The organism is Octadecabacter arcticus 238 (assembly GCF_000155735.2).
Taxonomy (GTDB): domain Bacteria; phylum Pseudomonadota; class Alphaproteobacteria; order Rhodobacterales; family Rhodobacteraceae; genus Octadecabacter; species Octadecabacter arcticus.
In genome coordinates this window covers 4,989,420-5,012,690 of sequence record NC_020908.1, presented here as the reverse complement: position 1 = coordinate 5,012,690, position 23,271 = coordinate 4,989,420, and the positions used below count along the sequence as shown (strand labels likewise).

The window sequence follows — 23,271 nt, the reverse complement described above, 5'->3', positions numbered from 1 at the left end:
CCGGAGGCATACGTCTCTTAATCAGGCGCCAACATATATCCCGCACCCCGCACCGTCTGCAGATAGCGCGGCTGTTTAGGGTCCGCCTCCAGTTTGCGGCGTAACCGTGTGATCTGCACATCGACAGCACGCTCTTGCGCCTGTCCGCCAGATCGACCCAAACGATCTACCAAATCCTCACGGCTTATCGCTTCCCCCGGCGTGGTCGAGAATATTTTCATCAACTGAACCTCTGTCGCGGTCAGCCGCACCAAATCCTCGCCGCGCCACATCTCGCCGCGTTCCATCTCATAGCGCAACGGCCCCAGATGCAGCACTTTGGGCACGACACTTTCGGCTTCCGATGGCGGCACGCGCCGCAAGATCGAATTGATCCGCAGCAATAATTCCTTGGGTTCAAACGGCTTGGCCAGGTAATCATCTGCCCCCGCCTCAAGTCCCGCGATCCGGTCACTAGTCTCCGCCTTTGCAGTCAGCAACAAAATCGGCGTGTCGCGTTCACGGCGCAGATCAGCGCAGAGCGTCACGCCGTCTTCACCGGGCATCATCACATCCAGCACAAGCATATCAAAATCCAAGCCCGCCAAAATCCGCCGTGCATGGGCTGCATCGCGTGCGGCCGTCACGAGGAACCCGTTGCGCACCAGAAATTTCTGCAACAACACGCGGATACGCTCATCATCATCGACAATCAGCAAATGTGGCTGTTCACTGTGCATTGTGTTACCCCTTCAGGTCTTTCAACGCATCATAACGATTGCGCATGTCTTCATCCATCATCGCCTCAAGCACTTGCCTGAACCCTGTCACGGCCTCAGGCCCCGCGGCGCGGTAGGCGGTGCGCATCCGGTCGCGCTGGGCATCCGACAATTGCCGCTCCAACGCTTCGCCGTCTGGCGTCAAATACAAATGCCGTTCCCGCTTGTCGCGCTTACCGACTTCATTGCGGACCAAACCATCCATAACCAATGCCCGCAACACACGGTTAAGCGATTGCTTTGTAACGCCCAGCATCGCCAATAGATTATTGACTGTCGTTCCGGGGGATCGATGAATAAAATGCACCGCTCGGTGGTGTGCCCGCCCATAGGCAATGTCCGCTAAAATTCGATCCGGGTCCGCTGTAAAGCCGCGATAGGCGAAAAACATCGCCTCAATTCCCTTGCGAAGCTGTTCATCCGTTAGGAACAACAGCGCGTTGCCAGTGTCTCTTCCGCTACCTTCCATCTGAACGTCCCTTCACATTTGCAGTCATAATACGTCAGCTTTGTTGACATTCCAAGCAGGCATCGGTATCGAATCACAGGTTGCGCGCAATAAAGTGTCCACACCGGACTTAAATGCGTAATATTCGCAAAACTAGGGAGGCTACTACATGGCTGGTGCTTATGATGATCGTGATGGCAAAATCTGGATGGACGGCGCGCTTGTCGAATGGCGCGATGCCAAAGTCCATATCCTCACCCACGCCCTGCACTACGCCTCCTCCGTATTCGAAGGTGAGCGTTGCTACAATGGCAAGATTTTTAAATCCCGCCAGCATTCCGAACGTTTGCTCGCATCCGGTAAGATGATCGACTTCGATATCCCCTACACAATTGATGAAATCGAAGCTGCCAAACAAGCCGCACTTGATGCTAATGGCCTGACAGACGCCTACGTGCGTGCCGTTGCATGGCGCGGTGCTGGTGAAGACATGGGCGTCGCGTCGTCGCGCAACCCCGTGCATATGGCCGTGGCCGTTTGGGAATGGGGCAACTATTACGGCGATGCCAAAACCAAAGGCGCAAAACTCGATATTGCAAAATGGAAACGCCCGTCACCTGAATGTGCGCCGTCCCAAGCCAAGGCTGCTGGCCTCTACATGATCGCCACAATGTCCAAACACGCCGCCGAAGCGAAGGGCTGTTCGGACGCGATGATGTATGACTATCGCGGCTACATTGCCGAAGCGACGGGAGCCAACATCTTCTTTGTCAAAAACGGCGAAGTCCACACGCCCACACCTGACGCCTTTCTCAACGGCATCACCCGACAAACGGTTATCGGCATGCTGCGCGACAAAGGCATCACCGTGATCGAACGCCACATCATGCCTGAAGAACTTGACGGGTTTGAACAATGCTGGCTCACCGGCACCGCGGCCGAAGTCACACCCGTCGGACAGATCGGAGATCACAAATTCGAAGTCGGCACCTTGGTCAAAGATCTAGCTGCCGAATACGAAAAACTGGTCCGCGTCTGATCGAAAGCTAAACGGTCCGCCCGCGTTCAATCCTCAGATATTGAACAAGACGCCCGTTTCCTGATGTCCGCGCCTGCTCAAACGTCCGACGCCGTGCTGCTTGAACCAGCCGGCGTCGGTAAAGCTTCAAAAACACCGCCGCACGTTTGTTGGTCTGTGTCGCTTGGGGTTGGTCAGTGATATGTCGGGTCATGGCAGTTCCTCCTCTATCGGAAGGGTCATATCACACTTTGGACGAAAATTCACCCTACCGCTACTGCAGCCCCTTTGCCCTCACCTTGCGCCGCGCCGTCGCATCGTCGCCCAGCGCCCGTTCACGCAGCACAATGATGACCCCTGCAGCAATCACAAACGCCGCGCCAATCAGCATCGCCATTGTCGGCACTTCGTTGAACCAAAAATATCCGATCAACACCGACCACAGCATCGAAATATAGGTGAACGGCGCCAACACACCTGCCTCGGCGAACCGATAACTCGCCGTCAGCAAAATCTGTCCAAGCCCGCCGATGACCCCAGCCCCAATCAGCAACGCCAGTTCAAATCCATTCGGCCAAACCCAGCCAAACGGCAGCGTCAGCAAAGATAAAACCGTCGCCGTCGCCGAAAACCAGAACACAATCGCCGTGGTGCTTTCGCTGCCCGACATGCCCTTCACAAACACCTGCGCCAAGGCCGCCAGACACGCCGACCCCAACGTCAACCCTACACCCAAGGCCTCATTTGTCCCCAGACCGACGCTCAAACGTGGTGCCACGATAATAACTACGCCGACAAAGCCCAGCATGACCGCCGCGATGCGGACAAAACGAAACTTCTCCCCCAAAATAATCGCCGCCAAAACAACCATCAGGATCGGTGACACAAAACGGATCGCGGTCACCTCAGGCAGCGGTAAATACTTGAGACCTGCAAATCCCAACCCCATAGCGCAGGACCCAACAATTCCCCTCACAGCGTGATTGCGAACGGATTTGGTGCGAATTCCCGCCATAATACCCCCGTGTGACACCAACCAGATCAAAACGATCGGCATCGCCATAAGGGATCGGAAAAACATCGCCTCACCGGCAGGCACACGGTCCGCCGCCTTGATGAACGCAGACATAACGGTGAACACGGTTATCGCCGACATCATCAAAAAGATGCCCCGCGTCACATTGTTTTGGATCGCTGCCGTCATTCTTTTCCACCCAACTGCGCCACCGCCCAAACCGCTGCATCCGCGACCTCCGCGGCAGGATCGCCCGTTAACGCCGCGGCTGCATCCGTCAACGCCGCGTCACCTGAATTACCAATCGCATACAGCACATTGCGCACAAACCTGTTCCGCCCGATCCGTTTCACTGGACTGCCCGAAAACATCGCCCGAAACGCGCCATCATCCAAAGCGACCAAATCACGCAACGGCGGTGCAACCAGTTCAGGCCGCGCCGCATACCGGATTTCACGCGCCTCAACTGCAAACTTGTTCCACGGGCACACCGCCAAACAATCATCACAGCCGTAGATCCTGTTGCCCATCAAAGCGCGTAGGTCTTCCGGCACAGGGCCTTTATGCTCAATCGTCAAATACGAAATGCACCGCCGCGCATCGAGCTGGAATGGCGCCGGAAAAGCATTCGTCGGACAGATGTCCAAACACGCCGTGCACGACCCGCACTTTTCAGCCTCAGCTTTGTCCGGCTCCAAATCCAAAGTCGTGAAAATCGAGCCGAGGAAAAACCAGTTCCCAAGCTCGCGGCTCAACAAATTTGTATGTTTGCCCTGCCATCCCAGCCCCGCCGCCGCCGCGAGCGGTTTTTCCATCACAGGGGCAGTATCGACAAAGACCTTGATTTCGCAACCAGCCTCATCAACCAACCACCGCCCCACGCGCTTCAATCGCTTCTTCACCAAATCATGATAATCGCGGTTCTGCGCATAAACGCTGATCGCCGCGCGGTCCCGCTGCTCCAAAACCGCCAACGGGTCATGTTCAGGCGTATAAGGTTCCGCCAACATCACAACCGACCGCGCCTCTGGCCACAATGCAGTCGGATCACTGCGCCACGCCATCCGCTCCGCCATCCAAGCCATCTGGCCATGATAGCCTTCATCCACAAACTGCTTCAAACGCTGCGGCAACCGAGGCACGCTGTCAGGGCGGCACACACCAAAGCCAGCGAATCCTTCTTCTAACGCTTTGGCACGAAGCCGATCCTTCAACGACTCTGTCAAACTAACGGCCCCGTCTTTGCTTCAAAAATATCCCGGGGGGAGTCCGTAGGACGGGGGGCTGGCCCCTCTTTGATCGGACAGGCGAAGCCTGTTCGAAACGGCCTAAAAATCCAGATCACTATAATGCGACGGCTGTGGAAAGCCTGAAATCTGATCTGCCAAAATCGAGCGGAACGCAGGCCGTGACTTGATCTTCGCGTACCAGTCCTTAACGATCACGCTCCGGTTCCAGTCCACATCCGACACATAATCCAGACACGACAGATGCGCGGCAGCGGCAAAATCCGCCAATGACAACTCATTGCCCGCCAGCCAGCGCCGCTGGTCCAACAGCCAATGCATATAATCGAGGTGGTATTTTATCGCCTTGCTTCCGGCTTTCACGTTGGCGCTGTCAGGATATCCCGTGCCCATAATCTTGCGAAAAACGCGTTCGCCCATCAGCTTGTTCGTCACTTCGGAATTAAATTTATCGTCAAACCACGCCACCAAACGGCGCACCTCATATCGACCGTCCGCATCGCTCGGCAGCAACGACGGCGTCGGGTGCGTCTCTTCCAAATATTCACAAATTGCGCTGCTCTCGGCCATCAATCGATTGCCCATTTTCAACACCGGCACCTTGCCCGCAGGGTTACGGCGCAGAAAATCTGCATCCTGTTCCCAGAATCGTTCTTCAACCAGCTCGACCTCGATCCGCTTCTCGGCCAGCGACAAGCGCACTTTGCGCGAAAAAGGTGACAGCGGATAATGGTAGAGACGGTTCATCAAAGGCCCCAGATAAAGACTGCCCCTTCAATGCCTCAACAGACGAGCCGTTACAATCCCAGCACGCTACTCAAAACAGGCCGCGCGACCATCCGCTCGAATTGTAGCGGCGCCGTCAACGATGCTAGCGGCGCGGCTGCGAATATAAGACGTCGGCTGGGATGCGGACCGCGTTTTCGGGCTTGGCAGGATCGCAGCAAGCCGCGCGGCTTGCACGGGCGACAATTCTGCCGCCGTGACACCGAAATAATGTATCGCTGCAGCTTCGACACCGAACACCCCATCATCAAATTCGGCCACGTTCAAATAGACCTCAAGAATGCGCTCCTTGCTCCAGACCGCTTCTACTAACGGCGTTATCAATGCCTCCAGCGATTTGCGAAACCACGACCGCCCCTGCCACAAGTACACATTCTTCACGACCTGCTGGGAAATTGTCGAACCACCGCGATTTGCGCCGTCTTCCAACGCGGCTTGAATCGCCGTCAGATCCAGCCCCCAGTGGATGCAAAAATCCGCGTCCTCTGCTGCAACGGCGGACCGCGCCATCACCGGCGCAATGTCGTCCATCGCCACCCATATCTGGTTCACACCACCGACGCGTCGGCTTTCAGAAAACATGTACGGAGTGGTTGGTGGGTTCACGACGCTGAACGTTGCCGTCAGCAAAACTGCCAATGCGATCATAGTCAAAATGCCTCGAAAAATATATTTTATCGCCCGCCGCACGAACAATCTCGGGCGATCACGGAGCCGGATGGGGTCCTTAACAATTTTGCGTGTTTTACGAGCCATGGCGCTATTCATCGCAGCACCAGAGCTCGGGTCAAGCATGCAAACCTACGCCGCATGCAAAATGTCACCACAAAGCACCTTAGCTTCTTGTCCGCCCAACACAGTTCGCGCGGCTTCCCAGCCCCGATCGACCAGCCCGATCATTTCCGGGAACAAGTGCTCTATCTCTTCGCGCAACGCATAATCCTGTAAAATATATTCGCCGGGATAGAAGCTTTCCGTCGGAACACCTTCGGCAAGCAGCACTTCGTGGCGATCAAACATCAGGTGGTGATAATCAATATAACGGCGCGGTGCGCGATGGATCGTGTCGGCGTTCAACAAATGGGTTGCGGCAACCAAAACTTCAGTTTCACCAAAAAACAATTCGGCGCGCCAGCCGGACACCAGAATCTTATGTTGCGCAGACACCAACAGTTCACGCACATTCCCAATCGCACCTGGCGCGAACCGGATCGGCGCCCGTTTGTCCAATGCAGGAACACCGCGGCTGCCATGCCACCGCACGGGCTGCAAACCATTGTCCAACGTGCGCACGAGGTCGCCAACCTGAATTTGCTCCACAGGCGTCATCCCACGATCAGTTTCAATCAATGTGCCAGCTGTAAAACAAGGCGGCCCAAAATCGCCCACATCCAGCGGGCCTTGTGTCGTCACTGCGCTCGCATTCGATAGGTTTCCGTTTTGCAACGCCTGACCGTCTGTCGGCGTAAAGACCTGCGTCCCATTCGACAAATAAAACGTGGTGCCCTTATAGCTGAATATCGTGCCCCCAACGTCGACGTTCACAACGTCGCCGGGCCACGATGACTGAATGTCAAAACCATTGATCGAATCGTTGTTAAAGCGATCAAGATCCCCGTCATCGTTCTCATCCGTCAACGTGTAGTTGACAAAATTCAGTGCCGTCCCAGTCGGCGGCGGACTGTATGGATCGATAACGTAAAACTGGTCTGTATAACTCGTCGGCATGACGCCCTCCGCACTGATGGATTACAGTGCAAATATGCTTCCTCAATTGGTCCAATTTCAGGAAAAAAGGTAACTCCCAAGGACCCCATCGGATATCGGGTTTTGTGTTGCCCTTGCGACGTTAGGGCCGAGCGATGATCTGTTGTGGTGATAGGGTGAGTGTTTCGAGGATATTGCCCCCGTGTTTTCTGACCGTCGAGATGACGGATCTGATGTCAGCGAAGACCTGCGCGCCCTCGAGGGTGCGGAAAGTTCCCGAGATTTTCATGCGCAACTTCATCATGCGCAGGTCCCGTTCGGCCTGATTGTTGGTGAAGGGAACTGTGAAGTCCGTAAGGAACCTTAGGACGTCATCACGGTAGTCGCGCAAGCGGACCAGAAGGTTATGGCCTGGCCGCCTGGCTTTTCGGCCTCGCGCACCAGTGCGTCTAGCCAGTGGGTCTTGTCGCTCATGGAAGGCGAGGCCCTCGGTGAGGATCGCCATGTATTTGGTGAGGATGCCGTGGTGAACCGACGTGGGGAGTTCGGGAAACTCGCGCTGTATCTTATAAGACGAGCGTCCCTTGATCCGCATCATCACCTTTGACAAAGCTATCTGAGGCGGGACCGATATGAACATGTGGACGTGATCGGTCGACAATACGCCCGTCTCAATATGCACGCCAAGTTCTTGGCATGTTTGGATAATGATTTCACGGATACGCTCACGCATTTCACCGCGCATAACTTTGTATCGGTATTTTGTTGTCCAGACGACGTGAAATCGGTGATAAAATTTGGTATGGCTTCCTGTGGAATAGATCATAATCTTCCCTCTCATTTTTAAGACCCTTACCGCTTCGCGGGGTCTTAAAAATGAGAGGGAAGATTATAGTACATTACGCTAAAGCGGACCGGCTGGAAGCCGGTGGCTTTAATCCCGTTTGTGGAAAGTCAACGTCTGCAATGCTCACCTGCTCAGGAATGGAACCTCGGCGCGTAAATGCCGTCGACATGTTCTCAATCACCGCGCGTTTCCATGTGCCGATCTGGGTCGGGTGAACGCCGTACTTCTTCGATAACTCCGCCATCGCCATTTCTTCGCGGATCGCTTCAAGCGCAACCTTGGCTTTGAAATCGGGCGAGTGGTTCTTTCGTTTCGTCATTTTGGACCATCTCTTTCACAAGTTGATCCACCTTAACTACTGGTCCGAAATCCTGCGACCACCTCTGTTTAGCTTAAAATTGGTGCGTGGATAAAGGTGACGTTCCTGGTTGAAATGGTTGTGAACTGAGGCGTGGACGGAGACGAAGTTTTGCAAACTTCGCGTTCGGCGGAAGCGCAGCATGGCTCGCTCTCTTCGTCGAAAAGGCTGGTGGGAATTCTCAGCTCGGTTATTCAGCCAGCGCCCAGTTTCCTGTTTGTCTGCGTTGCCAATGACCTTCATCGCCGCGCCGAAGGAACGTAACTGAACTTCGTCCCTGTTGCCGGACATTGGGGTACTTTACCCCAGTCCGTGAAAGGGGCACCAAATGGGACAACATCGACGCAATTATACAGACGATTATAAGGCAGCTGCAGTTGAGCGGTTATATGAGCCTGGTGCGACGCAAGGCAGCGTTGCCAAGGAGCTTGGGATCACTGGGACGCAGCTGAAGACGTGGCGCTTGGAAATTGAGGCGTTTGGCTCAGTTGAAGCCAAACGGCGTCAGCAGGCGGATGCGGCTGAATTGCTCCACCTTCGCAAAGACAACAAGCGGCTTGCTGAGGAAGTGGAGATTTTGCACAAAGCATCCGCTTTTTTTCGCGGCGCGGGCGGTGAAACCATGACGAACAAGCGTGCTTTCGTCACCGCCCATAAAGCTCAATACGCGGTTTCAATATTATGCCGTCTTCTAGAGATATCCCGGGGCTGGTTCTACGGGTTCCCAGCCAGTCAGCCTGCACGTGATCAGCGTCAAGCTAATCGCGACGCTCGGGATCAGGCGTTGCTTCCCAAGATAAAAACCTTCTTCAAGGCCAGTAAGAAATGTTATGGATCAAAGCGTATTCACCAAGACTTACTGGCGGATAGTGAGGTCGTCTCCGAGCGCCGTGTTGCGAGAATAATGAAGGAACACAAGGTGTCCCCGCTTCTTCGCAAGCGTAGAAAGCCAATCACAACGGACAGCAATCATAAGCTGAAGCCATCCCCAAACTTGTTGGAACAGAAATTCCACAGCCAGACGCCTAATGCCGTTTGGCTGGCGGATATCACCTATATCGACACGGACGAAGGCTGGCTTTATCTGGCTGGCGTGAAGGACATGACCACGCGTGAGATCGTCGGTTGGGCGATGGAGGATCACATGCGTGCGGAGCTTTGCTGCGCCGCCCTCGAGATGGCTCTGGGACGCAGAGGCCCGGTTCCGGGATTGATACACCACTCCGATAGGGGCGGCCAATATGCTGGCGGGGACTATCGCAAGCTGATCAAAAAGGCGAAACTCACTCAATCCATGAGCCGCAAGGGCCAATGCCTCGACAATGCGCCGATGGAAAGCTTCTTTGCTTCATTGAAAAAGGAGATGGTTCACCAGCGGCGCTTTAGAACACACGCTGAGGCCAAGGCCGCCATCTTCGAATACATTGAGGTCTTCTACAACCGCCAGCGCCGTCATTCAGGCGTCGGCTACAAAACGCCAAAACAGGCTTTCGAAGATATGACTTGGAAAATGGCAGCATAGGCTCAATAAGCAAACTGTCCGGAAAACGGGACGAAGTTCATAACTTGTCGGTCACGGTGACATATGGTCGACCAAAGCGCTTCATTGTTTTCCTGAGAAATTTCAATGCTGCCTTGCGATCACGGCGCTTGGTGCTGTCAGACGAATGCGAACCAGTCTCAGTGGGCTGCCAAACGCCGGAACCTATGCTGAACAAAGTTGACGCCACTCAGCTAGAGCGGCGGCGCGGTTCAGCTTGAAATTTAATCGGCTGTAAAGGTGCCGCTCCGCGTTGAAATGGTTGTGAACTGAGCCGTGAACGGCGGCGAATTTCTGTAAAGTTCGCATCCGTCTAAAGCGAAGCATAGCCCGTTCTCGCCATCGAAATGGCTGATGTGAATTCTCAGCCCTGTTGTTTTACCAGCGGCCGGTTTCTTGCCGATCAGCGTTGCCGATCTCCTTCATCGCCGCGCCGTAGGAACGTAACTTGTCGGTGACAAAGACATGTACGCGACCATGACGTTTCATTGTTTTTCTTGGGAATTTCAATGCTGCCTTGCGATCACGGCGCTTCGTAACGAAGCTTTCCAGGACTTCCCCTTCGTGATCCACAGCCCGCCAAAGATAGTGCGTCTCGCCGCTGATGTTCACGAACGCCTCGTCCAGGTGCCACTGCCAATTTGAATATACGCGCATCTGGCTGACCCTTTTCTCGCGGATGTCTGCGGCAAACAGCGGGCCAAATCTGTTCCACCAAAGTCGAACCGTCTTATAGCTAATGTCGATGCCGCGTTCGTGCAACGGATCCTCAACGTTCCGAAGCGATAACGGGAAACGAACATACATCATCACGGCCAGCCGTATGATCTCTGGGCTCGTCTTGAAGTAGCGAAAAGGGCTGCGTTTTGTCATCCCGCGACGCTAATTCCTCGCCCTGCCCGCCTCAACAAGTTTTCTTCTGACAGTGCCTCCCCTCTATCTCAGCCTCGTCTTCAAAACAGCTCGAGCTGAATTGGGATCGTGGCATAGCCCCGCCTGGCTTTGGTTGATTTGATCTTTTGCAATTCCGCTTCGCAATCCTGACGCGATGCAAAGTAAGTTCTCTTGCTCTGACCACCCGCCGCGCCAATGCGTCCCCATTCCCGGACAAGGCACCATTCGCCAAACAATGTGCGCATGACGCCCAGCAGATAGAACCGGCGCTGCCGCTTGATGTGATTGATCTTCTCAAGGCAAACCTGAAAATCCAGAGATGTATCATTTATCCTCATTGCGCCATCGGCGTCCCAACGATCCCAGCATCGTCCAGCTGCTCGCGATCTGGAAGGTCCCGCAGGCTTTCCAAATCAAAGGCTAAGAGGAACTGTTGCGTCGTTACGAACGTGTAGGGCGCACCCCGTCGAGGGCTACGGGGACCCGTCGCGATCAATTTTCGCACGTGCAGACGCCCAATCAGATCACGACTAATTTCTTTGCCAAATATATCCTTGAGCCCGTCACGGGTGACCGGCTGGTGATAGGCGACGGCGGCGAGCACCGCGACATCGAACTCACTGAGGTCTAGCGCTTGGTCACTCACGTTGGCAGCTGCTCGGATTACCGGTGCGTAAGCCGTGCGGGTGCGCAACATCCAAGCGTCCGCGACGCAGGCGATTTCATAGGAACGTTCCGCGAGCTCTGCTGATAGATCTTCAACCAGCAGATCGACCGAGGCCGCCTGCCCCACGACGCGTCCCAGAGCATCGCGCGAAACTGGCGACGCGCTGGCAAACAGAACCGCCTCAACCCGCCGCATCCATTCCCGCCAACGCAACTCGGGTGGCAGGTCGATCAACTCACGATCAAGATCGGGGCTATCCTTTGCCATATCAGACCCCGTACAGGCGGAACGTGTCACGCCCCGTCAATTCACGTATGGCCCCTAGTCCGAAGAGCCGGTCACAAAACCGCCGCGCCGCGCGATCCGAGTTGAGCGATGACAACGCAGCAGGTGTCACCGCGTCCAACGTCAGGAACAACGCGAGCGCAGCACCTGCCCCCTTCGCCCGCAGCTTGGGCGCGACGGCGTTCAAGCGCGCAGTCCTCTGTGCAAGATCGTTCGCCGTCCGCACAGCGTCTGCGGCGCATGCAGTCACCGCCCGATGACAGGCAAGCCGCAGGTCATCGCCTCGTTTACGCAAATCGCTGCGCTTTAAACCTGACGCGAGGAGCGGCACGATATGGCCCCAGCCTAAGGCCTTTGACAGCGCCGCATCTGCAAGGATCAGGCCTGACATTTCTGCGCGCGAGCTTTGGGTCAAAACTGCCTCCAGCACCTGCGTTGCCTGCGCGATCGGCGTGCGGGCAAGGCTCGTGCTGGGCGCATCAAGCCAACGGGCAATCTTATCTGGCGACTGCAGTGGCAAAGCCCGGTGCAACGCCTTGATTGAAACAGGCCGCTCAACCGCGCGCTGCCAGCACAGGTAGACCTCGCCTGCTGGCCCGGGTAAATCGCCAGGTCGCAGCAAGTGCACCGCGTCGCGTAGATCCCTTGCCCGTTCTGGACGGCCCGAAAAGGCCACGCAGGCCTCAGCTGCAGACAACGCCAAACGGGCGCGCAGCAAGGTCTGAGGCACGTCTTGACGACCTAGCACGAGTTGCAGTGTTGCGAGTGCGGCCCCTGACAAAAACGCCACATCTTCAAGGACCTGCGCGCGTGCAGAGGTGACCCAAGCCGGCATATGGGATACTGTTTCTGCAGCAGTGTCATGCATGTTCAGATTGGATGTCATACCCGAAGCCTAAACCATAACGGCGCTTAATACCAGAAATTACCACTAAAACCGCCGTAGCATGCTGTAGGAAGTTACGTCCAATAAGTTTGCATTATCGGACATAAAAATATAGGCTAATGAAAAGTTTCATTTCATCGGTGGATTTTCAGGAAAATGACCAAAATGTACGAAAAATCGCATTTAACGCACTCTGATAAGCTCAACGATGCTCCTGACGACGAGAGAGATCAAGAAAAAAACGATGGGATCAGCCTTCCCATACATGTCGCTGGCTCGGGCACCCTCGATCGTCTTGTCGATACCGCGCGCGATTATGCCCGCCAAGCGACGTCCGAGAACACCAACAAGGCCTATAAGAAGGACTGGGCTCATTTCTCCAGCTGGTGCCGCAGACGTGGTGCCGACCCCCTGCCCCCGTCTCCAGAACTGGTCGGCCTCTACATTGCCAACTGCGCGGCACCAGATACCAAGACCCCAGCCCTGTCCGTGAGTACGATCGAGCGCCGCCTGTCTGGTCTCGCCTGGCAATACCAGAAACGTGGCATCATCCTTGATCGTAAGGATCGCCATATCGCGACCGTACTGGCCGGGATCAAACGCAAACATGCCAGCCCGCCGGTGCAGAAAGAAGCCATCCTACGCGATGACATTCTGGCCATGGTCGCTACCCTGCCCTACGACCTGCGTGGGCTGCGCGATCGGTCTATCCTGCTTCTGGGCTATGCGGGCGGGTTGCGGCGTTCCGAGATCGTCAGCCTTGACGTCCATAAGGACGACACACCGGACTCGGAAGGATGGATTGATATTCTTGACCAGGGCGCCCTGCTCACGCTCAACGCAAAGACCGGATGGCGCGAAGTGGAAATCGGTCGGGGATCGAGCAACCAGACCTGCCCTGTGCATGCGCTGGAACACTGGCTGCACTTTGCCAAGATCGGTTTTGGTCCTGTGTTCGTCCGCACGTCCCGTGATTGCACGAAGGCTCTGGAGGCGCGGCTCAGTGACAAACACGTCGCGCGGCTCATTAAGCAAACAGTGCTGGATGCTGGCATCCGGTCCCACCTCCCCGAAAAAGAACGCATCGCGCTGTTCTCGGGCCACTCCCTGCGCGCCGGCCTCGCGAGTTCTGCCGAAGTTGACGAACGCTACGTCCAGAAACACCTCGGCCACGCGTCAGCCGAGATGACCCGCCGCTACCAACGCCGCCGCGATCGGTTCCGTGTCAACCTGACCAAGGCTGCAGGCCTGTAAGGTGTTGGCGAGACGCTAATCCTAGTTCGACCCGTCATTTTTGAGTGCTCCCAAAGCAGCGATGTGGCGGGGTAAATCGCTTCGCGAATGCAAGATATCCACAACCAACACCTCAGCAGAGCGTTCCAAGAATACGACAAAATGCTCTCCTGCCCTCACGTAGCGCAACTCCATTTCGTCATCGACAAGGATGGCACAACTACGCGATACGGCATCACCGCGCGCAAGTGCTTCGCATCTCGCGACCAGTTCGGTCTCATAGAGATCGGCCTGTCGTGCACCAAACTGCTCAATCGTCCAACGCGCGATATCGACCAAGCTGTCTTCAGCCTTCCTTGTCAGTCTAAATGAACGGGTCAAGTTCCCGAACGGCCCTTACCAAAGGCACGTCGAATGGCGTCGGCCCCGGTCCCTTCGGCGAGGTCTCCAGATTCGATCTGTGCGAGACCCAGCCGCAATCCATTTCGAAGCTCGATCAAACCAGCTTCCTCGCGCTCAAGAAGCCGTAAACCTGCGCGCAGAGCTTCGCTCGCATTTTGGTATCGTCCCGACGAAATCAGGCCTTGCACCAGCTCATCTTGGGACTCTGTCAGTACGACATTGAGTGTAACCATAGGTCTATCTCCTTATTGGCAATATATGCCAACTGGTCATCGTAATCAACAAACGCAGAGTGAAAGAACACGACATTTCCACTGATATGGACGATTTCAGTAAAATACGTTCCATCGAATGCCTGGACGCTCTTTATGCTGGATTGGATGGAAAATCCGAAGCAGCGCATGGAATGCCAAGCCGGATTGAATAAAGGGGAAGCCCGTCATTCGCTGGCCAAGGCTGTATTTGCTCATTCACAGGGTCGAATCCATGATCGATCAGCCGACGCTCAACAAAAGCGTGCCATGGCGTTAAACCTTGTTATTGCCGCTATCGTCTATTGGAATACCATGTACATGGATAAGGCAGCTCAACACCTTCTGAAGGCGGGCCAATTGGCTGATCCCAGTTTGCTCCGGCACGTCTCGCCATTAGGCTGGATGCACATCAATCTGACAGGTGATTTTGTTTGGAATTCTGGGGCCGCTGAACGCATGAATGCCCGACCATTGCACCTCAGCGCCACGAGAAAATGGGCTTCATAACATCAAATAGCAAAGGTTCCCTCTTTGTTCACGTCTAGGGTAACCCTACGAACAAACCTTGCGATGGGGCCTTGTACTTCGTAGGGGCCCAACTGCTCATTCCACTCATCTATCACGCTGGATTCATACAGTGAATCCCATCAGCCCATTTGTGCAACAAGGCCCTGCCGATGTCTCCTGACGGTACGCTCTTTACAGCAGGAAGTGGAGAACATGCCATAAAGGAATGCGAACTCGGACAAACATTGAACCGATAGTCTCAGCTAAGTGGAACTATCAAAAATATACATCTGGCCAATTTCATCGAACGGCAGAAAAGTCCCGCACACCGACGTTTGAGCCGACAAAATGCTGCGCTCTGCACGAATGGCCGCGATGACGGGCCGCGCTGCAACATTTGAGGTGGTGGCCAATGGCGGCTCAGGGCCGGAAACAGCCAACCAAACCAGCTTAAGACTCACAAAATTTCCTGCCATTTGACGGCAGTCATCTGGAGCCAGCTGGGCAGGAGCGGCTTCAAGGTTGGTATTGGACTATCACTGGCGGAGCTTCGGATCATACTGAGGACCTGTTTGTCATCGCGGCTCAGTGCTCTTTTCGGCCAAGCACCCTTGATGCCATCTACCGCCTGCGCGAAGCCTTCGGTCCAAGCTTGAAAACGTTTCGGGGGCAGGTCTCGGAGGTCTCCACCGATCTCGCCGAGGGTCACAGCCTCGTTCAGCGCGCCATATCGCAACATAACGATGTCAAAGATACGTTGAACGGAACCGTGGCCCTTCACCTCGATTCCGTCCATCAGCGGCATTAGCCACTCATTGGGTGATGAGAATTCTGGCGCGATCAAAACAGCGGTTAGGTAGCCATCAATCTGATCCGGGTTGAGCGGGCTGCCCTTGAGTAACTTGGCCAACTCGCCCTTCCGCTCAGGCTCGATGTCAGGCGGCTCGGAACCTTCATTGTCCCACTCCGTTTCATCGTCTTCCAGTGCGCGCGCCGCTGCGGCCTCCAACGTTTGCCGGAGGATGTCCTCAAAGACGGGCATGTTCTTGATCTCTCGTCCATCTTCCAGTGCCTGGCCGAGAGCGGCAAAGCTCATCCACGCGTCAGGCGGGGCGTTGCAGTCATGGCGCAGGATAAGCGCTGATCGGGCAAAGAGTTTTGCCCAGCGGTCGCGGCTTTCATGGAGATGACTCGCGACGATCTTCTTTGCGCTTGCAACGGTCGACGCCTCTTCAAGCGCTTCCATCAAAGTGGCATCTGAGACGAACCAGCTGCTAGAGATGTCATGCTCAGAAAACCAGTCTCTGCTCTTGCTGATTAACCGGCCCCGGCGATTGTCTGATAGAGCCGCGAGCTCATCTTCTGGATCAACCGCCGCGAAAAGCGCCGCATTCCCCCCAGTTTGTGGCGTTACATCGCCAATACCGAACATTGGAGCGACATCCAAGAAGCCTGGTGCTGTCACTGCACCGCGCGCCAGCCCGTCGCCAAGGGCGCAGCGAAAAGCAGGGGAAAGGTACGAAGGCGACACGTCATGCATCGTCATCATTTGTTCAAGTTGCTCAACGATGGTTTTCTGATCGCCTCTGCTTGTACATGGAATGACATAAGCGTCCTTTATCCCGTGTCCTTCCTTAATCATTGCCGCAGCCACCGCGCGCGCGCTTCCACGACTACAGACGCCTATAATGCTTTGCGAGCCGGTGCCGTCAGGAAGCGACGTCATCACTCGATGAAGCTGCCAAGGTTGCGGAATAGTTCCGCCTGAAGGTTCCCGCCGCAGCGCAGTCTTGATCAGCGCATCGAGCGCTTCGCCGTTTGACAGCCAGTTACGGATCAGGAGGAGATCGGACAGCAAGGCCGCATTCACATGCGCGCTTTCAGCAAGCAGCCCAAACCCGGTGATGGCCGCATCGCGCATCTCCGCGACAGGATCGAGCAGAAAGTACCGCCCCACGGCAATCATGCGTGGATCGCCTTGCCCGATCATCTGCGTCAGAAATGCCGTTGTCATTTGTACCGGCATAGCGCCAGCAATTTCACGTAGCGCATTATAGGTTTCAAAAGGCGTAGCCCCGTTAGGGACAAGCCCTTCCGCGAGCTCCGCGACGTCTGGAAGCTCGGGCATCTCGTCCCGTTCAAGAACTTCGAGGGTGTCTGGTGCTGTGCGCAGCTGGTCGGGAGGGGTGAGACCGGCACGGAGGTAGGTCTGGCAGAGACTGAAGCAGGACTCGGCACCAAGCTGACCCGCCTCAGCCCGCCCTGCGAGGCCCGCCGCCAAGGTCTGGAAAAAATGACTCGCCCCCGGCTCCTCATTTTCATTGTTCATACGCGCCACGTCCAAGATGCGCTCGATAAGGGAAAGACAATCATCGGTGCATTCCGTGTCAACATCTGACAGCGTGTCGACGAGCTCCAGAACTGCTTCGGGATTATGAGAAAGAGGCGCCGCCCATCGATCCACCCACAACAGCGTTCTGCCTGGATCACCTGTGGTTGGCCGATCCAAGATACAATTATCAATGATTTCAGACATCTATGCCCTCCCAACTTTTTGCTGCTGCCCACCGCGTCAAATGCAGTAACGCGATGGCCATCTCAGCACAGGTTAACAGCGGCAAGCGGAGTGCGAAAGTCGGGTTCTCTCCTGGACGGTGTGAATTCGACGTGGCTTGAATTTAGCACGCGTGGCGAGTGTCTCCTTCGACGGGCAGCGCCGCAGCCATCTCGGCCTACTGTTGAATGGCAGTAATGGGCCGATCATGTCGAACGGCATTACCGAATTGCGCAATCATCGCCTGCAATTCATGCGAGCTTTCTGTTAAAAGCTCGCATGGAACCGTAGACTAAAATCCATCAAAACTTAAGTAAAGCGCCACATCGCAAAACATGCTACTTTCATCATGCACGGTTTATGGGTATATTTATCCAATAAGCACGCAAGGATTTGTAGGTGCCGACTGTACCCGAAACCACCTAGAACAAAGGCCGCGTTGTAGGCAAAAAGCCACCGCTGACGCCTGACCAGGTATCCCTGATCCGGATGATCCCGCGCCAGGATCGCGCGCTGCGTGATCTGGCGCTGTTCAAAGTGGCCCTTGATAGCAGTTTCCAGGGCTCGGATCTGGTCAGGGCAATCGCGTTTGGCTCATGTTGTTGCCAAGTCACTGAGAATGCTGCGTAAGAAGGTGGTGTCCCAGCCTGCACGTTTGATTTTTATGGAGAGAGAGCCCTTGGATGTGTCACGCCGGAGGACGTCGAGTGCGCGGCGACGTAGAACGGCGATGTTGCCGGGACCGTTGTCTTTCCGATTGCGTGCGGCGTCCTCGCGGAAAGACACATCCAACTGCCAATGAAGGGCATTTTCGATGGCCCAATGGTCGCGGACAGCGGCCAACAGCACCTCAGGTGTGGGAACCCAAGACAGCGCGAAGTAGCGGGTCTCTGAGGTCACCTTTCCGCCCGTCTCTCTGGTCGCCTCGATGCGACCGAACCCCTTGAGGCCAGGGAATTCGTGGTATTCTGCCAATGCCTTAGCCGATACCACAACCGCCTTACGGGTTTCTTTTCTTCCATGGCCGGTATTTTCCGTAACGGCTGTTGGATCGCTTTTGTGCCCCTTGCTGAAACATCCACGGGCGTCAGACAACAGGGATTCCTGGTTACCCTTGAGGGCGAGGCACCAATCACCGCCGCCTGCGTTGATTGCGGCAACCGTGCGGCGGTTGCAATGTAATGCATCACCGGTGACCACCTTGCCCCGCAGATCGATCAACCCAAGCGCCTCTATGGCCGCGCTGAGTTCTGTGCCTCAGTCGGCAGGTACTGTCGCCAACGTCAGGCGCAGCCGCGAGGCATAGGCTGAGACATCATGCGGGTCCGTGCGCTTTCGCTCGGGTCGCGCGCACCCCGTAACGCTTTGCCGTCAATCGCGATGATATCACCGTCTTTGAGGAGCTTGGTCACATCGGCAAGTACCTTACTGAAGGCCGCATCGAGTGCCTTCGGGTCGATGATCCGGAAGACCTCCGAGAAGGTATCATGCGATGGAATGGCATGCTTGAGTTTCAGGAAGTTCCTGAAAAAGCTCTCTTTTGCACGGCCAAATGCGGCCATCTCGGCGCAGGAGGTCGATCCACATAAGACCGACACGAAGGCGATAACGAGCAGTTCACCAAGGTCGTGGCGCACGTTACTGGCGCGCGGATCAGGAACTTCGTCGAAGGCGGATAGAAAAATATGCATGGCGATGAGCACCCGATGAGAACAACCACCCATCCAGAATCCATCCCGCCATCACCTGCAAGAGCAATCCTTTACTCACTCAGTTCCAAACGCGATTCCCCTGCGGATCTGGTACGGCTGCGGGTGGCGGATGTGGCTACACCGGCAGGCGTGCTCAAGCCTCGCTCAAAACATTTAATCTCACATTGAGAACCTCAAAAGACATCTTTATTTGTGCCTTTAGGAGTGCTATTAAAAGCGCTTAAGGATATACCGGAGGACCTATGACCTACAATGTGATGGCGGACATCGCTGCGAGTATCTCGGAGCTTAAGAAAAACCCCATGGGCACAGTTGCAGCAGGGGAAGGTGCGGCCGTAGCGATTCTCAATCGAAACGAACCCGCTTTCTACTGCGTGCCTGCTGCGGCGTATGAGGACATGATGGATCGGCTTGAGGACATCGAGCTGAACGCGATAGCGGATGCACGCCAAGGCGATCCTATCGTAAGGGTGACGCTGGATGAGCTTTGATCTCGGTTTTATTGAAGCTGCGCTGAAGGAATGGCGCAAACTCGACAAGACCACCCAGTCTCGGTTCAAAAAGAAGCTTGTTGAGCGGTGCGAGCAACCTCGCATTCCATCGGCGAAGCTTTCCGGCGGGAAAGACCGCTACAAAGTCAAACTGCGCGGCGTTGGCTGTCGACTGGTGTACGAGGTCAAAGATGCGGAAATATTGATCGTCGTCGTCGCAGTTGGACGGCGTGATCGTAACGATGTCTACAACAAGGCCAGTCAGCGCGAGATACCGTAAGCCAAAAACGTTCAACAACCTGTTGGGTTTTGAATGGGGTTTGTGGCGCTTTGTAGAGCACTCGATTGTTTTCACACAGTCTGGAGCGTTTTTGGAAGGCTCTAAAATAGCCGTTGCGTAAAACGACGATGGCCCTCACCTCCCGTTATAAGATTATCATCTGCCCACGAAACTCAAGAGTAAGATACTACCTCGAACTCGATCCCATTCTCATCATCAAAATAGAACCGCCTGCCAGGTTCGTAGTTTTGGTGACTGTTGGGCACATATCCGTGCCCTTTGACTTTGGCCTCTGTTGCGTCCAGATCATCGACAGTAATACCAACATGGTTCAGACCTGCGCGTCTGTGATAGCTCTCGGCAGCAGTATCTGTATCAGTGGGTGGTGAATAAAGTGCCAGATAGGTGGTCGGACTTCCGACATGCACGGAATGCCCATCAAAGATTGAAGCGCCTTCCCAGCGTATTTTCCATCCAAACAGATCACATAACATTTCTGCGGTGGCTGCGGTGTCTTTTACTGTTATGTTAAGATGTTTAAGCTCAGCCATGATTTTATCCTTTGTAAATATCTCTACTTCATGGTGTAACTCCTCAAGTTAACTTTAGATCAAGAGGTTTCTTTGCCGTGCCTATTTCACAAGGTTTGACGATAGGGGCCGTGGCCGATCGCACCGGTTTGGCGGTATCAGCCATCCGATTTTATGAAACTCATGGGCTAGTTGCCCCGCTCAAAAACGCGTCAGGCCACCGGCGTTATGACCGCTCGGACATTCGCAAACTCAGCTTTGTGATGATAGCCCAAGAGTTAGGTGTTTCTTTGAGTGACCTTGGTGTCCTAATGCAGACCTTACCAGAACGGCGTGCACCCTCGCGTGCGGATTGGACGCGAATGTCAGCTAAGTTTCGCAAGGATCTCGATGCACGCATTACCAAAGCACAGCGACTAAGAGACACCCTGGATGGATGCATTGGCTGCGGCTGTCTTTCGCTAAAAAAATGTGAGCTCTATAATCCTCAGGATCGCGCTCGTTCGTCTGGAACCGGCCCACGTCATCTCATCGAGCCCAAAATATAGTTTTGACTTTAACATCGATAATGCTTCATCAAACCGTGCCGCAGACCTTCCAGAAACGACCGTTTGTGTCTGCGTTTCGGAATCCTTTTTTGGCCTTCATTGAGCTGAGACGCGCGCTCTTTTATAGGCCACATCGACTTCGGGAATGTCAAAACGCGCAGACCGTGATGCTACGCTTTAAATGTCCGGCCCCTGGGTGTCAGGGTGACAATAGCTCATTCAATCCGCCAGAAAGCCCATGCAACGGTGACGCGCGTGGCCGACCGTGCGTGCGGTCGAGTATAGCGCAGGCTGCAGACGACGCTGTGGTAAATCCCGAGCAAGGATCGGGATGCCAAGACGATACACGGGACGCAGAAACCAGTGGAATACATGCGTCGGCCCATCCTTAACAATTCCAGCCCTGGGCAGGCGGTCTATGAGCCGTTCATGGGGTCTGGCACCACGCTGATCGCGGCCGAGACCACAGGCCGCGTGTGCTACGGGATCGAGTTGAACCCGGCGTATGTAGATGTTGCTGTTGAACGTTGGCCTGCTTTCTCGGGGCAATCGGCAGTGCTTGATGGTGATGGGAGGGCGTTCGCGGATCTGAAAGCTGAGCGTAAAAGCCCGAGTGACGCGGCATGACCCAGTCGCGCATGATGTCTCTTGTAGAAGCCGCCACCAATGTCACCGTGGGCTATATCCTCGCCATCGTCACCCAGATTGCTGTGTTTCCATGGTTTGGCATCGAGGCTACGCTGGACGCACATCTGGCGATCGGTGTCGCCTTCGTCGGAGTGTCTTTGGCAAGGGGTTACCTGCTGCGGCGCTTGTTCGTGCGGCTTGGCAAAGGATTGCCGGGGGGCGATACATGACTGCATGAGTCGTCAAAAAGATCATAACGCGCGCCGGTCAACGGGTGGGGGCGAGGTGCTACGCACTGTCCTGCCGCATAATCTTGCGGCATCGTTAAAACATTTGCCTGAGCATGACATTATGCGTTTGACAGAGGCATTGGCTGTCGAAATGGGGAGCCGCGGGCTTACAGCAGCGAAGGAGAAAAATCAGCCGCCACGCAAAAACGCACCAGATCCTGTCCTGTCGCAATTGACCGGATCGCAGATCAGCTTGATCCGATCGTCTATCCAAGCGGGGGTGAAGCCAGCAGCGTTGTCACGGCAGTTTGGCATGACGCGTGCCCAAATTACCGCCGCCCTGAAAGCAGGCAAATAAAAAAGGGCCAGCGCGAGGCTGGCACAGTCTGAGACAGGTAAAGCGGTGCGGACAGCACCACCTTGAGCAGTTGAGGTATCATACAGGCGAAACCTCAACGGCCAGCATCCGCATACTGTAGGATTCTGCAAGAAACAGAGATGCTTGAAACAAGCTGAGTCACCGTGAAATCACACATTGGTGTTTCTAACTCGATAGACGCGCCCTCGGGGTTCGACCTTCTCCGAGGTGAGGGGTCGATTCTGGTAGGGGGCAGAATGACACCCTAAGAAAATTACTACTCGGTGTACCAGTTGAACCTATTGGATTTTTTTAACCAGTAAGCCGTTGTTTTTGTTGAGCCAGAAATTGTCCAAAACAGACACTCCATCAAATAGGACAAAGCAAAACTCACAAGCGATTGACTTTCCGTAGCAATAAGTATCCGTTCGGATCTTTGAAAATGCGTTAAGGTGTCATTCTGCTCTTTACCAGAATCGACCCCAACTACGCACTGAGATCGACGTAGAATAATACGTCACGCACCAGATAATGTGATGCTATAGATTTCATATACAACATATTGATTTGCTCCTCTAAATGTTCTACCTTCAATAGAAACTAAAGTGAGGAGAAATTCCCATGAGTGCTATCCAACAAACGGCTGCCGCGTCGGCGCCGTATAACGACTACCATCAGGCCCCAGTTACCGAAAAACAGATGGCCTATGCGCGGCAAATCGCTACACGCTCTGGCGTTGTTCTTCCTTGGGAAGTTCAGCAGAATCGCTATGCGCTTTCCCGTTGGATTGATACGCACAAAATCGCGAAGCCAACTGGTCAATTTTCAAACTATCCAACATCAAAGCAGGTTGGTTTTGCTGAGCGGATTGCGCGAATGAAACGGCGTGAAGTGCCACAGGAATGTTTCCGAGATCGTGAGATGATGTCAAAATGGATTGACGCAAACCTCTGACAAAGGTCAGTGACTCTGCTATATTTAACATAACTACTATTATGCGATAAGTCAGTGTACTCGCAAAGTTAGAATGTCCCACATCTGCAAAGTAGAAATGGCACACTTCCCTGTTGAAGCAGGATTGGAGTGTGG

The 23,271-nt window shown here is 54.8% G+C and carries 27 protein-coding genes and 6 pseudogenes; 11 read left to right on the top strand and 22 right to left on the bottom strand.

The features are described from left to right. Positions 1-17: 17 nt before the first annotated feature. Both OA238_RS25950 and OA238_RS25945 read right to left on the bottom strand, forming a co-directional pair. Positions 18-719 carry a response regulator gene (locus tag OA238_RS25950; protein ID WP_015497462.1) on the bottom strand — a complete coding sequence of 234 codons (702 nt, stop codon included), beginning with the start codon at positions 717-719 and terminating at the stop codon, positions 18-20. Positions 720-723: 4 nt separating this feature from the next. Next, a complete protein-coding gene (locus OA238_RS25945) occupies positions 724-1,227 on the bottom strand; it encodes a MarR family winged helix-turn-helix transcriptional regulator (RefSeq protein WP_015497461.1) in 504 nt (167 codons plus the stop codon). Between the two features lie 148 nt (positions 1,228-1,375). On the opposite strand from OA238_RS25945, the gene OA238_RS25940 reads away from it, so the two are divergent. Continuing rightward, entirely contained in the window at positions 1,376-2,245 is an 870-nt protein-coding gene (locus tag OA238_RS25940) for a branched-chain amino acid aminotransferase (RefSeq protein ID WP_015497460.1), read from the top strand. A gap of 253 nt (positions 2,246-2,498) precedes the next feature. On the opposite strand, the gene OA238_RS25930 is transcribed toward OA238_RS25940, so the two are convergent. From OA238_RS25930 to OA238_RS30995, 9 genes and pseudogenes are all read right to left on the bottom strand, one after another. Beyond that, positions 2,499-3,428: a DMT family transporter gene (locus OA238_RS25930; protein WP_015497459.1), complete on the bottom strand. Its 930-nt coding sequence runs from the start codon at positions 3,426-3,428 to the stop codon at positions 2,499-2,501. Continuing rightward, on the bottom strand, positions 3,425-4,465 hold the full coding sequence (gene queG / locus OA238_RS25925; RefSeq protein WP_085982792.1) for a tRNA epoxyqueuosine(34) reductase QueG: 1,041 nt from the start codon (positions 4,463-4,465) through the stop codon (positions 3,425-3,427). The genes OA238_RS25930 and queG overlap by 4 nt, the downstream gene beginning before the upstream one ends. Positions 4,466-4,567: 102 nt before the next feature. Beyond that, positions 4,568-5,233: an FtsZ-binding protein FzlA gene (gene fzlA / locus OA238_RS25920; protein WP_015497457.1), complete on the bottom strand. Its 666-nt coding sequence runs from the start codon at positions 5,231-5,233 to the stop codon at positions 4,568-4,570. Positions 5,234-5,299: 66 nt separating this feature from the next. Next, positions 5,300-6,067 (bottom strand): monofunctional biosynthetic peptidoglycan transglycosylase, encoded by a 768-nt coding sequence (gene mtgA, locus OA238_RS25915; protein ID WP_015497456.1) that lies wholly within the window; start codon positions 6,065-6,067, stop codon positions 5,300-5,302. Between the two features lie 6 nt (positions 6,068-6,073). Beyond that, positions 6,074-7,000 carry a Hint domain-containing protein gene (locus OA238_RS25910; protein WP_015497455.1) on the bottom strand — a complete coding sequence of 309 codons (927 nt, stop codon included), beginning with the start codon at positions 6,998-7,000 and terminating at the stop codon, positions 6,074-6,076. Positions 7,001-7,121: 121 nt separating this feature from the next. Beyond that, a complete protein-coding gene (locus OA238_RS35350; protein WP_420806502.1) occupies positions 7,122-7,484 on the bottom strand; it encodes an IS66 family transposase in 363 nt (120 codons plus the stop codon). 36 nt (positions 7,485-7,520) lie between these two features. Beyond that, positions 7,521-7,805: pseudogene (gene tnpA, locus OA238_RS35345) on the bottom strand (IS200/IS605 family transposase); the annotation flags it as partial. A 73-nt stretch (positions 7,806-7,878) separates the two neighbouring features. Continuing rightward, complete coding sequence (locus tag OA238_RS34315) at positions 7,879-8,145, bottom strand: transposase (protein WP_051076611.1); 267 nt, start codon at positions 8,143-8,145, stop codon at positions 7,879-7,881. A gap of 36 nt (positions 8,146-8,181) precedes the next feature. Next, a pseudogene (locus OA238_RS30995) lies at positions 8,182-8,451 on the bottom strand (DDE-type integrase/transposase/recombinase); the annotation flags it as partial. Between the two features lie 61 nt (positions 8,452-8,512). On the opposite strand from OA238_RS30995, the gene OA238_RS25895 reads away from it, so the two are divergent. Beyond that, positions 8,513-9,706: an IS3 family transposase gene (locus tag OA238_RS25895; RefSeq protein ID WP_015495123.1), complete on the top strand. Its 1,194-nt coding sequence runs from the start codon at positions 8,513-8,515 to the stop codon at positions 9,704-9,706. 183 nt (positions 9,707-9,889) lie between these two features. Here the strand turns inward: OA238_RS25895 and OA238_RS25890 are convergent. The 4 genes and pseudogenes from OA238_RS25890 to OA238_RS25875 form a co-directional block, all read right to left on the bottom strand. Next, a pseudogene (locus OA238_RS25890) lies at positions 9,890-10,597 on the bottom strand (IS6 family transposase). Between the two features lie 80 nt (positions 10,598-10,677). Continuing rightward, positions 10,678-10,956, bottom strand: a complete 279-nt coding sequence (locus OA238_RS25885) for a WGR domain-containing protein (RefSeq protein WP_015497452.1) — start codon at positions 10,954-10,956, stop codon at positions 10,678-10,680. Continuing rightward, a complete protein-coding gene (scpB, locus tag OA238_RS25880) occupies positions 10,953-11,552 on the bottom strand; it encodes an SMC-Scp complex subunit ScpB (protein ID WP_015497451.1) in 600 nt (199 codons plus the stop codon). The genes OA238_RS25885 and scpB overlap by 4 nt, the downstream gene beginning before the upstream one ends. Position 11,553: 1 nt before the next feature. Then, the gene (locus OA238_RS25875) at positions 11,554-12,456 is read right to left on the bottom strand and encodes a DUF1403 family protein (RefSeq protein WP_015497450.1); all 903 of its coding nucleotides are present in this window, start codon (positions 12,454-12,456) and stop codon (positions 11,554-11,556) included. A 165-nt stretch (positions 12,457-12,621) separates the two neighbouring features. On the opposite strand from OA238_RS25875, the gene OA238_RS25870 reads away from it, so the two are divergent. Continuing rightward, positions 12,622-13,710, top strand: coding sequence for a tyrosine-type recombinase/integrase (locus tag OA238_RS25870; RefSeq protein WP_015497449.1), 1,089 nt, complete (start codon positions 12,622-12,624; stop codon positions 13,708-13,710). A gap of 21 nt (positions 13,711-13,731) precedes the next feature. On the opposite strand, the gene OA238_RS25865 is transcribed toward OA238_RS25870, so the two are convergent. Further along, positions 13,732-14,070, bottom strand: coding sequence for a type II toxin-antitoxin system RelE/ParE family toxin (locus OA238_RS25865; protein ID WP_015497448.1), 339 nt, complete (start codon positions 14,068-14,070; stop codon positions 13,732-13,734). Beyond that, entirely contained in the window at positions 14,067-14,324 is a 258-nt protein-coding gene (locus tag OA238_RS25860; protein ID WP_015497447.1) for a type II toxin-antitoxin system ParD family antitoxin, read from the bottom strand. The genes OA238_RS25865 and OA238_RS25860 overlap by 4 nt, the downstream gene beginning before the upstream one ends. A 126-nt stretch (positions 14,325-14,450) precedes the next feature. Here OA238_RS25860 and OA238_RS25855 point away from each other — a divergent pair. Next, a pseudogene (locus OA238_RS25855) lies at positions 14,451-14,852 on the top strand (Tn3 family transposase); the annotation flags it as partial. 263 nt (positions 14,853-15,115) lie between these two features. On the opposite strand, the gene OA238_RS33200 reads toward OA238_RS25855, so the two are convergent. From OA238_RS33200 to OA238_RS34635, 4 genes and pseudogenes are all read right to left on the bottom strand, one after another. Continuing rightward, the gene (locus OA238_RS33200; RefSeq protein WP_044037681.1) at positions 15,116-15,328 is read right to left on the bottom strand and encodes a hypothetical protein; all 213 of its coding nucleotides are present in this window, start codon (positions 15,326-15,328) and stop codon (positions 15,116-15,118) included. Next, positions 15,310-17,388: a UPF0149 family protein gene (locus tag OA238_RS25845; RefSeq protein WP_015497446.1), complete on the bottom strand. Its 2,079-nt coding sequence runs from the start codon at positions 17,386-17,388 to the stop codon at positions 15,310-15,312. Before OA238_RS25845 ends, OA238_RS33200 begins: the two co-directional genes overlap by 19 nt. Positions 17,389-18,000: 612 nt before the next feature. Next, positions 18,001-18,645 (bottom strand): annotated as a pseudogene (locus OA238_RS34640) (ISAs1 family transposase); the annotation flags it as partial. Positions 18,646-18,689: 44 nt separating this feature from the next. Further along, positions 18,690-19,130 carry an ISAs1 family transposase gene (locus OA238_RS34635; RefSeq protein WP_275450486.1) on the bottom strand — a complete coding sequence of 147 codons (441 nt, stop codon included), beginning with the start codon at positions 19,128-19,130 and terminating at the stop codon, positions 18,690-18,692. A 230-nt stretch (positions 19,131-19,360) separates the two neighbouring features. On the opposite strand from OA238_RS34635, the gene OA238_RS25835 reads away from it, so the two are divergent. Further along, on the top strand, positions 19,361-19,609 hold the full coding sequence (locus OA238_RS25835) for a plasmid stabilization protein (RefSeq protein WP_044037679.1): 249 nt from the start codon (positions 19,361-19,363) through the stop codon (positions 19,607-19,609). Beyond that, positions 19,599-19,889: a type II toxin-antitoxin system RelE family toxin gene (locus OA238_RS25830; protein WP_044037677.1), complete on the top strand. Its 291-nt coding sequence runs from the start codon at positions 19,599-19,601 to the stop codon at positions 19,887-19,889. The genes OA238_RS25835 and OA238_RS25830 overlap by 11 nt, the downstream gene beginning before the upstream one ends. A 173-nt stretch (positions 19,890-20,062) precedes the next feature. Here the strand turns inward: OA238_RS25830 and OA238_RS25825 are convergent, their stop codons facing one another. Next, entirely contained in the window at positions 20,063-20,440 is a 378-nt protein-coding gene (locus tag OA238_RS25825) for a VOC family protein (protein WP_015497445.1), read from the bottom strand. Positions 20,441-20,517: 77 nt separating this feature from the next. On the opposite strand from OA238_RS25825, the gene soxR reads away from it, so the two are divergent. The 5 genes and pseudogenes from soxR (at position 20,518) to OA238_RS25805 (ending at position 23,136) form a co-directional block, all read left to right on the top strand. Then, a complete protein-coding gene (soxR, locus tag OA238_RS30990) occupies positions 20,518-20,967 on the top strand; it encodes a redox-sensitive transcriptional activator SoxR (protein WP_083906837.1) in 450 nt (149 codons plus the stop codon). Between the two features lie 288 nt (positions 20,968-21,255). After that, positions 21,256-21,594: pseudogene (locus tag OA238_RS25820) on the top strand (DNA-methyltransferase); the annotation flags it as partial. Between the two features lie 11 nt (positions 21,595-21,605). Further along, on the top strand, positions 21,606-21,824 hold the full coding sequence (locus tag OA238_RS25815) for a DUF7220 family protein (RefSeq protein ID WP_420806472.1): 219 nt from the start codon (positions 21,606-21,608) through the stop codon (positions 21,822-21,824). Positions 21,825-21,828: 4 nt separating this feature from the next. Then, positions 21,829-22,182 carry a hypothetical protein gene (locus OA238_RS25810; protein WP_044037670.1) on the top strand — a complete coding sequence of 118 codons (354 nt, stop codon included), beginning with the start codon at positions 21,829-21,831 and terminating at the stop codon, positions 22,180-22,182. A 621-nt stretch (positions 22,183-22,803) separates the two neighbouring features. Beyond that, positions 22,804-23,136 carry a hypothetical protein gene (locus tag OA238_RS25805; protein WP_015497444.1) on the top strand — a complete coding sequence of 111 codons (333 nt, stop codon included), beginning with the start codon at positions 22,804-22,806 and terminating at the stop codon, positions 23,134-23,136. Positions 23,137-23,271: the final 135 nt, after the last annotated feature.

Bases quoted from the DNA above. Each gene is read 5' to 3' on its own strand.
- OA238_RS25885 (WP_015497452.1), bottom strand. From the start codon at position 10,956: ATGAGGATAAATGATACATCTCTGGATTTTCAGGTTTGCCTTGAGAAG.
- OA238_RS25870 (WP_015497449.1), top strand. From the start codon at position 12,622: ATGTACGAAAAATCGCATTTAACGCACTCTGATAAGCTCAACGATGCT.
- OA238_RS25940 (WP_015497460.1), top strand. From the start codon at position 1,376: ATGGCTGGTGCTTATGATGATCGTGATGGCAAAATCTGGATGGACGGC.
- OA238_RS25835 (WP_044037679.1), top strand. From the start codon at position 19,361: ATGACCTACAATGTGATGGCGGACATCGCTGCGAGTATCTCGGAGCTT.
- OA238_RS25860 (WP_015497447.1), bottom strand. From the start codon at position 14,324: ATGGTTACACTCAATGTCGTACTGACAGAGTCCCAAGATGAGCTGGTG.
- fzlA (WP_015497457.1), bottom strand. From the start codon at position 5,233: ATGAACCGTCTCTACCATTATCCGCTGTCACCTTTTTCGCGCAAAGTG.
- OA238_RS34315 (WP_051076611.1), bottom strand. From the start codon at position 8,145: ATGACGAAACGAAAGAACCACTCGCCCGATTTCAAAGCCAAGGTTGCG.
- OA238_RS25805 (WP_015497444.1), top strand. From the start codon at position 22,804: ATGAGTGCTATCCAACAAACGGCTGCCGCGTCGGCGCCGTATAACGAC.
- OA238_RS25930 (WP_015497459.1), bottom strand. From the start codon at position 3,428: ATGACGGCAGCGATCCAAAACAATGTGACGCGGGGCATCTTTTTGATG.
- scpB (WP_015497451.1), bottom strand. From the start codon at position 11,552: ATGGCAAAGGATAGCCCCGATCTTGATCGTGAGTTGATCGACCTGCCA.
- OA238_RS34635 (WP_275450486.1), bottom strand. From the start codon at position 19,130: ATGGGTGGTTGTTCTCATCGGGTGCTCATCGCCATGCATATTTTTCTA.
- mtgA (WP_015497456.1), bottom strand. From the start codon at position 6,067: ATGCTTGACCCGAGCTCTGGTGCTGCGATGAATAGCGCCATGGCTCGT.
- OA238_RS25875 (WP_015497450.1), bottom strand. From the start codon at position 12,456: ATGACATCCAATCTGAACATGCATGACACTGCTGCAGAAACAGTATCC.
- OA238_RS25810 (WP_044037670.1), top strand. From the start codon at position 21,829: ATGAGTCGTCAAAAAGATCATAACGCGCGCCGGTCAACGGGTGGGGGC.
- OA238_RS35350 (WP_420806502.1), bottom strand. From the start codon at position 7,484: ATGGCGATCCTCACCGAGGGCCTCGCCTTCCATGAGCGACAAGACCCA.
- OA238_RS25950 (WP_015497462.1), bottom strand. From the start codon at position 719: ATGCACAGTGAACAGCCACATTTGCTGATTGTCGATGATGATGAGCGT.
- OA238_RS25830 (WP_044037677.1), top strand. From the start codon at position 19,599: ATGAGCTTTGATCTCGGTTTTATTGAAGCTGCGCTGAAGGAATGGCGC.
- OA238_RS25845 (WP_015497446.1), bottom strand. From the start codon at position 17,388: ATGTCTGAAATCATTGATAATTGTATCTTGGATCGGCCAACCACAGGT.
- OA238_RS33200 (WP_044037681.1), bottom strand. From the start codon at position 15,328: ATGGCAGGAAATTTTGTGAGTCTTAAGCTGGTTTGGTTGGCTGTTTCC.
- OA238_RS25895 (WP_015495123.1), top strand. From the start codon at position 8,513: ATGGGACAACATCGACGCAATTATACAGACGATTATAAGGCAGCTGCA.
- OA238_RS25825 (WP_015497445.1), bottom strand. From the start codon at position 20,440: ATGGCTGAGCTTAAACATCTTAACATAACAGTAAAAGACACCGCAGCC.
- OA238_RS25815 (WP_420806472.1), top strand. From the start codon at position 21,606: ATGATGTCTCTTGTAGAAGCCGCCACCAATGTCACCGTGGGCTATATC.
- OA238_RS25945 (WP_015497461.1), bottom strand. From the start codon at position 1,227: ATGGAAGGTAGCGGAAGAGACACTGGCAACGCGCTGTTGTTCCTAACG.
- OA238_RS25910 (WP_015497455.1), bottom strand. From the start codon at position 7,000: ATGCCGACGAGTTATACAGACCAGTTTTACGTTATCGATCCATACAGT.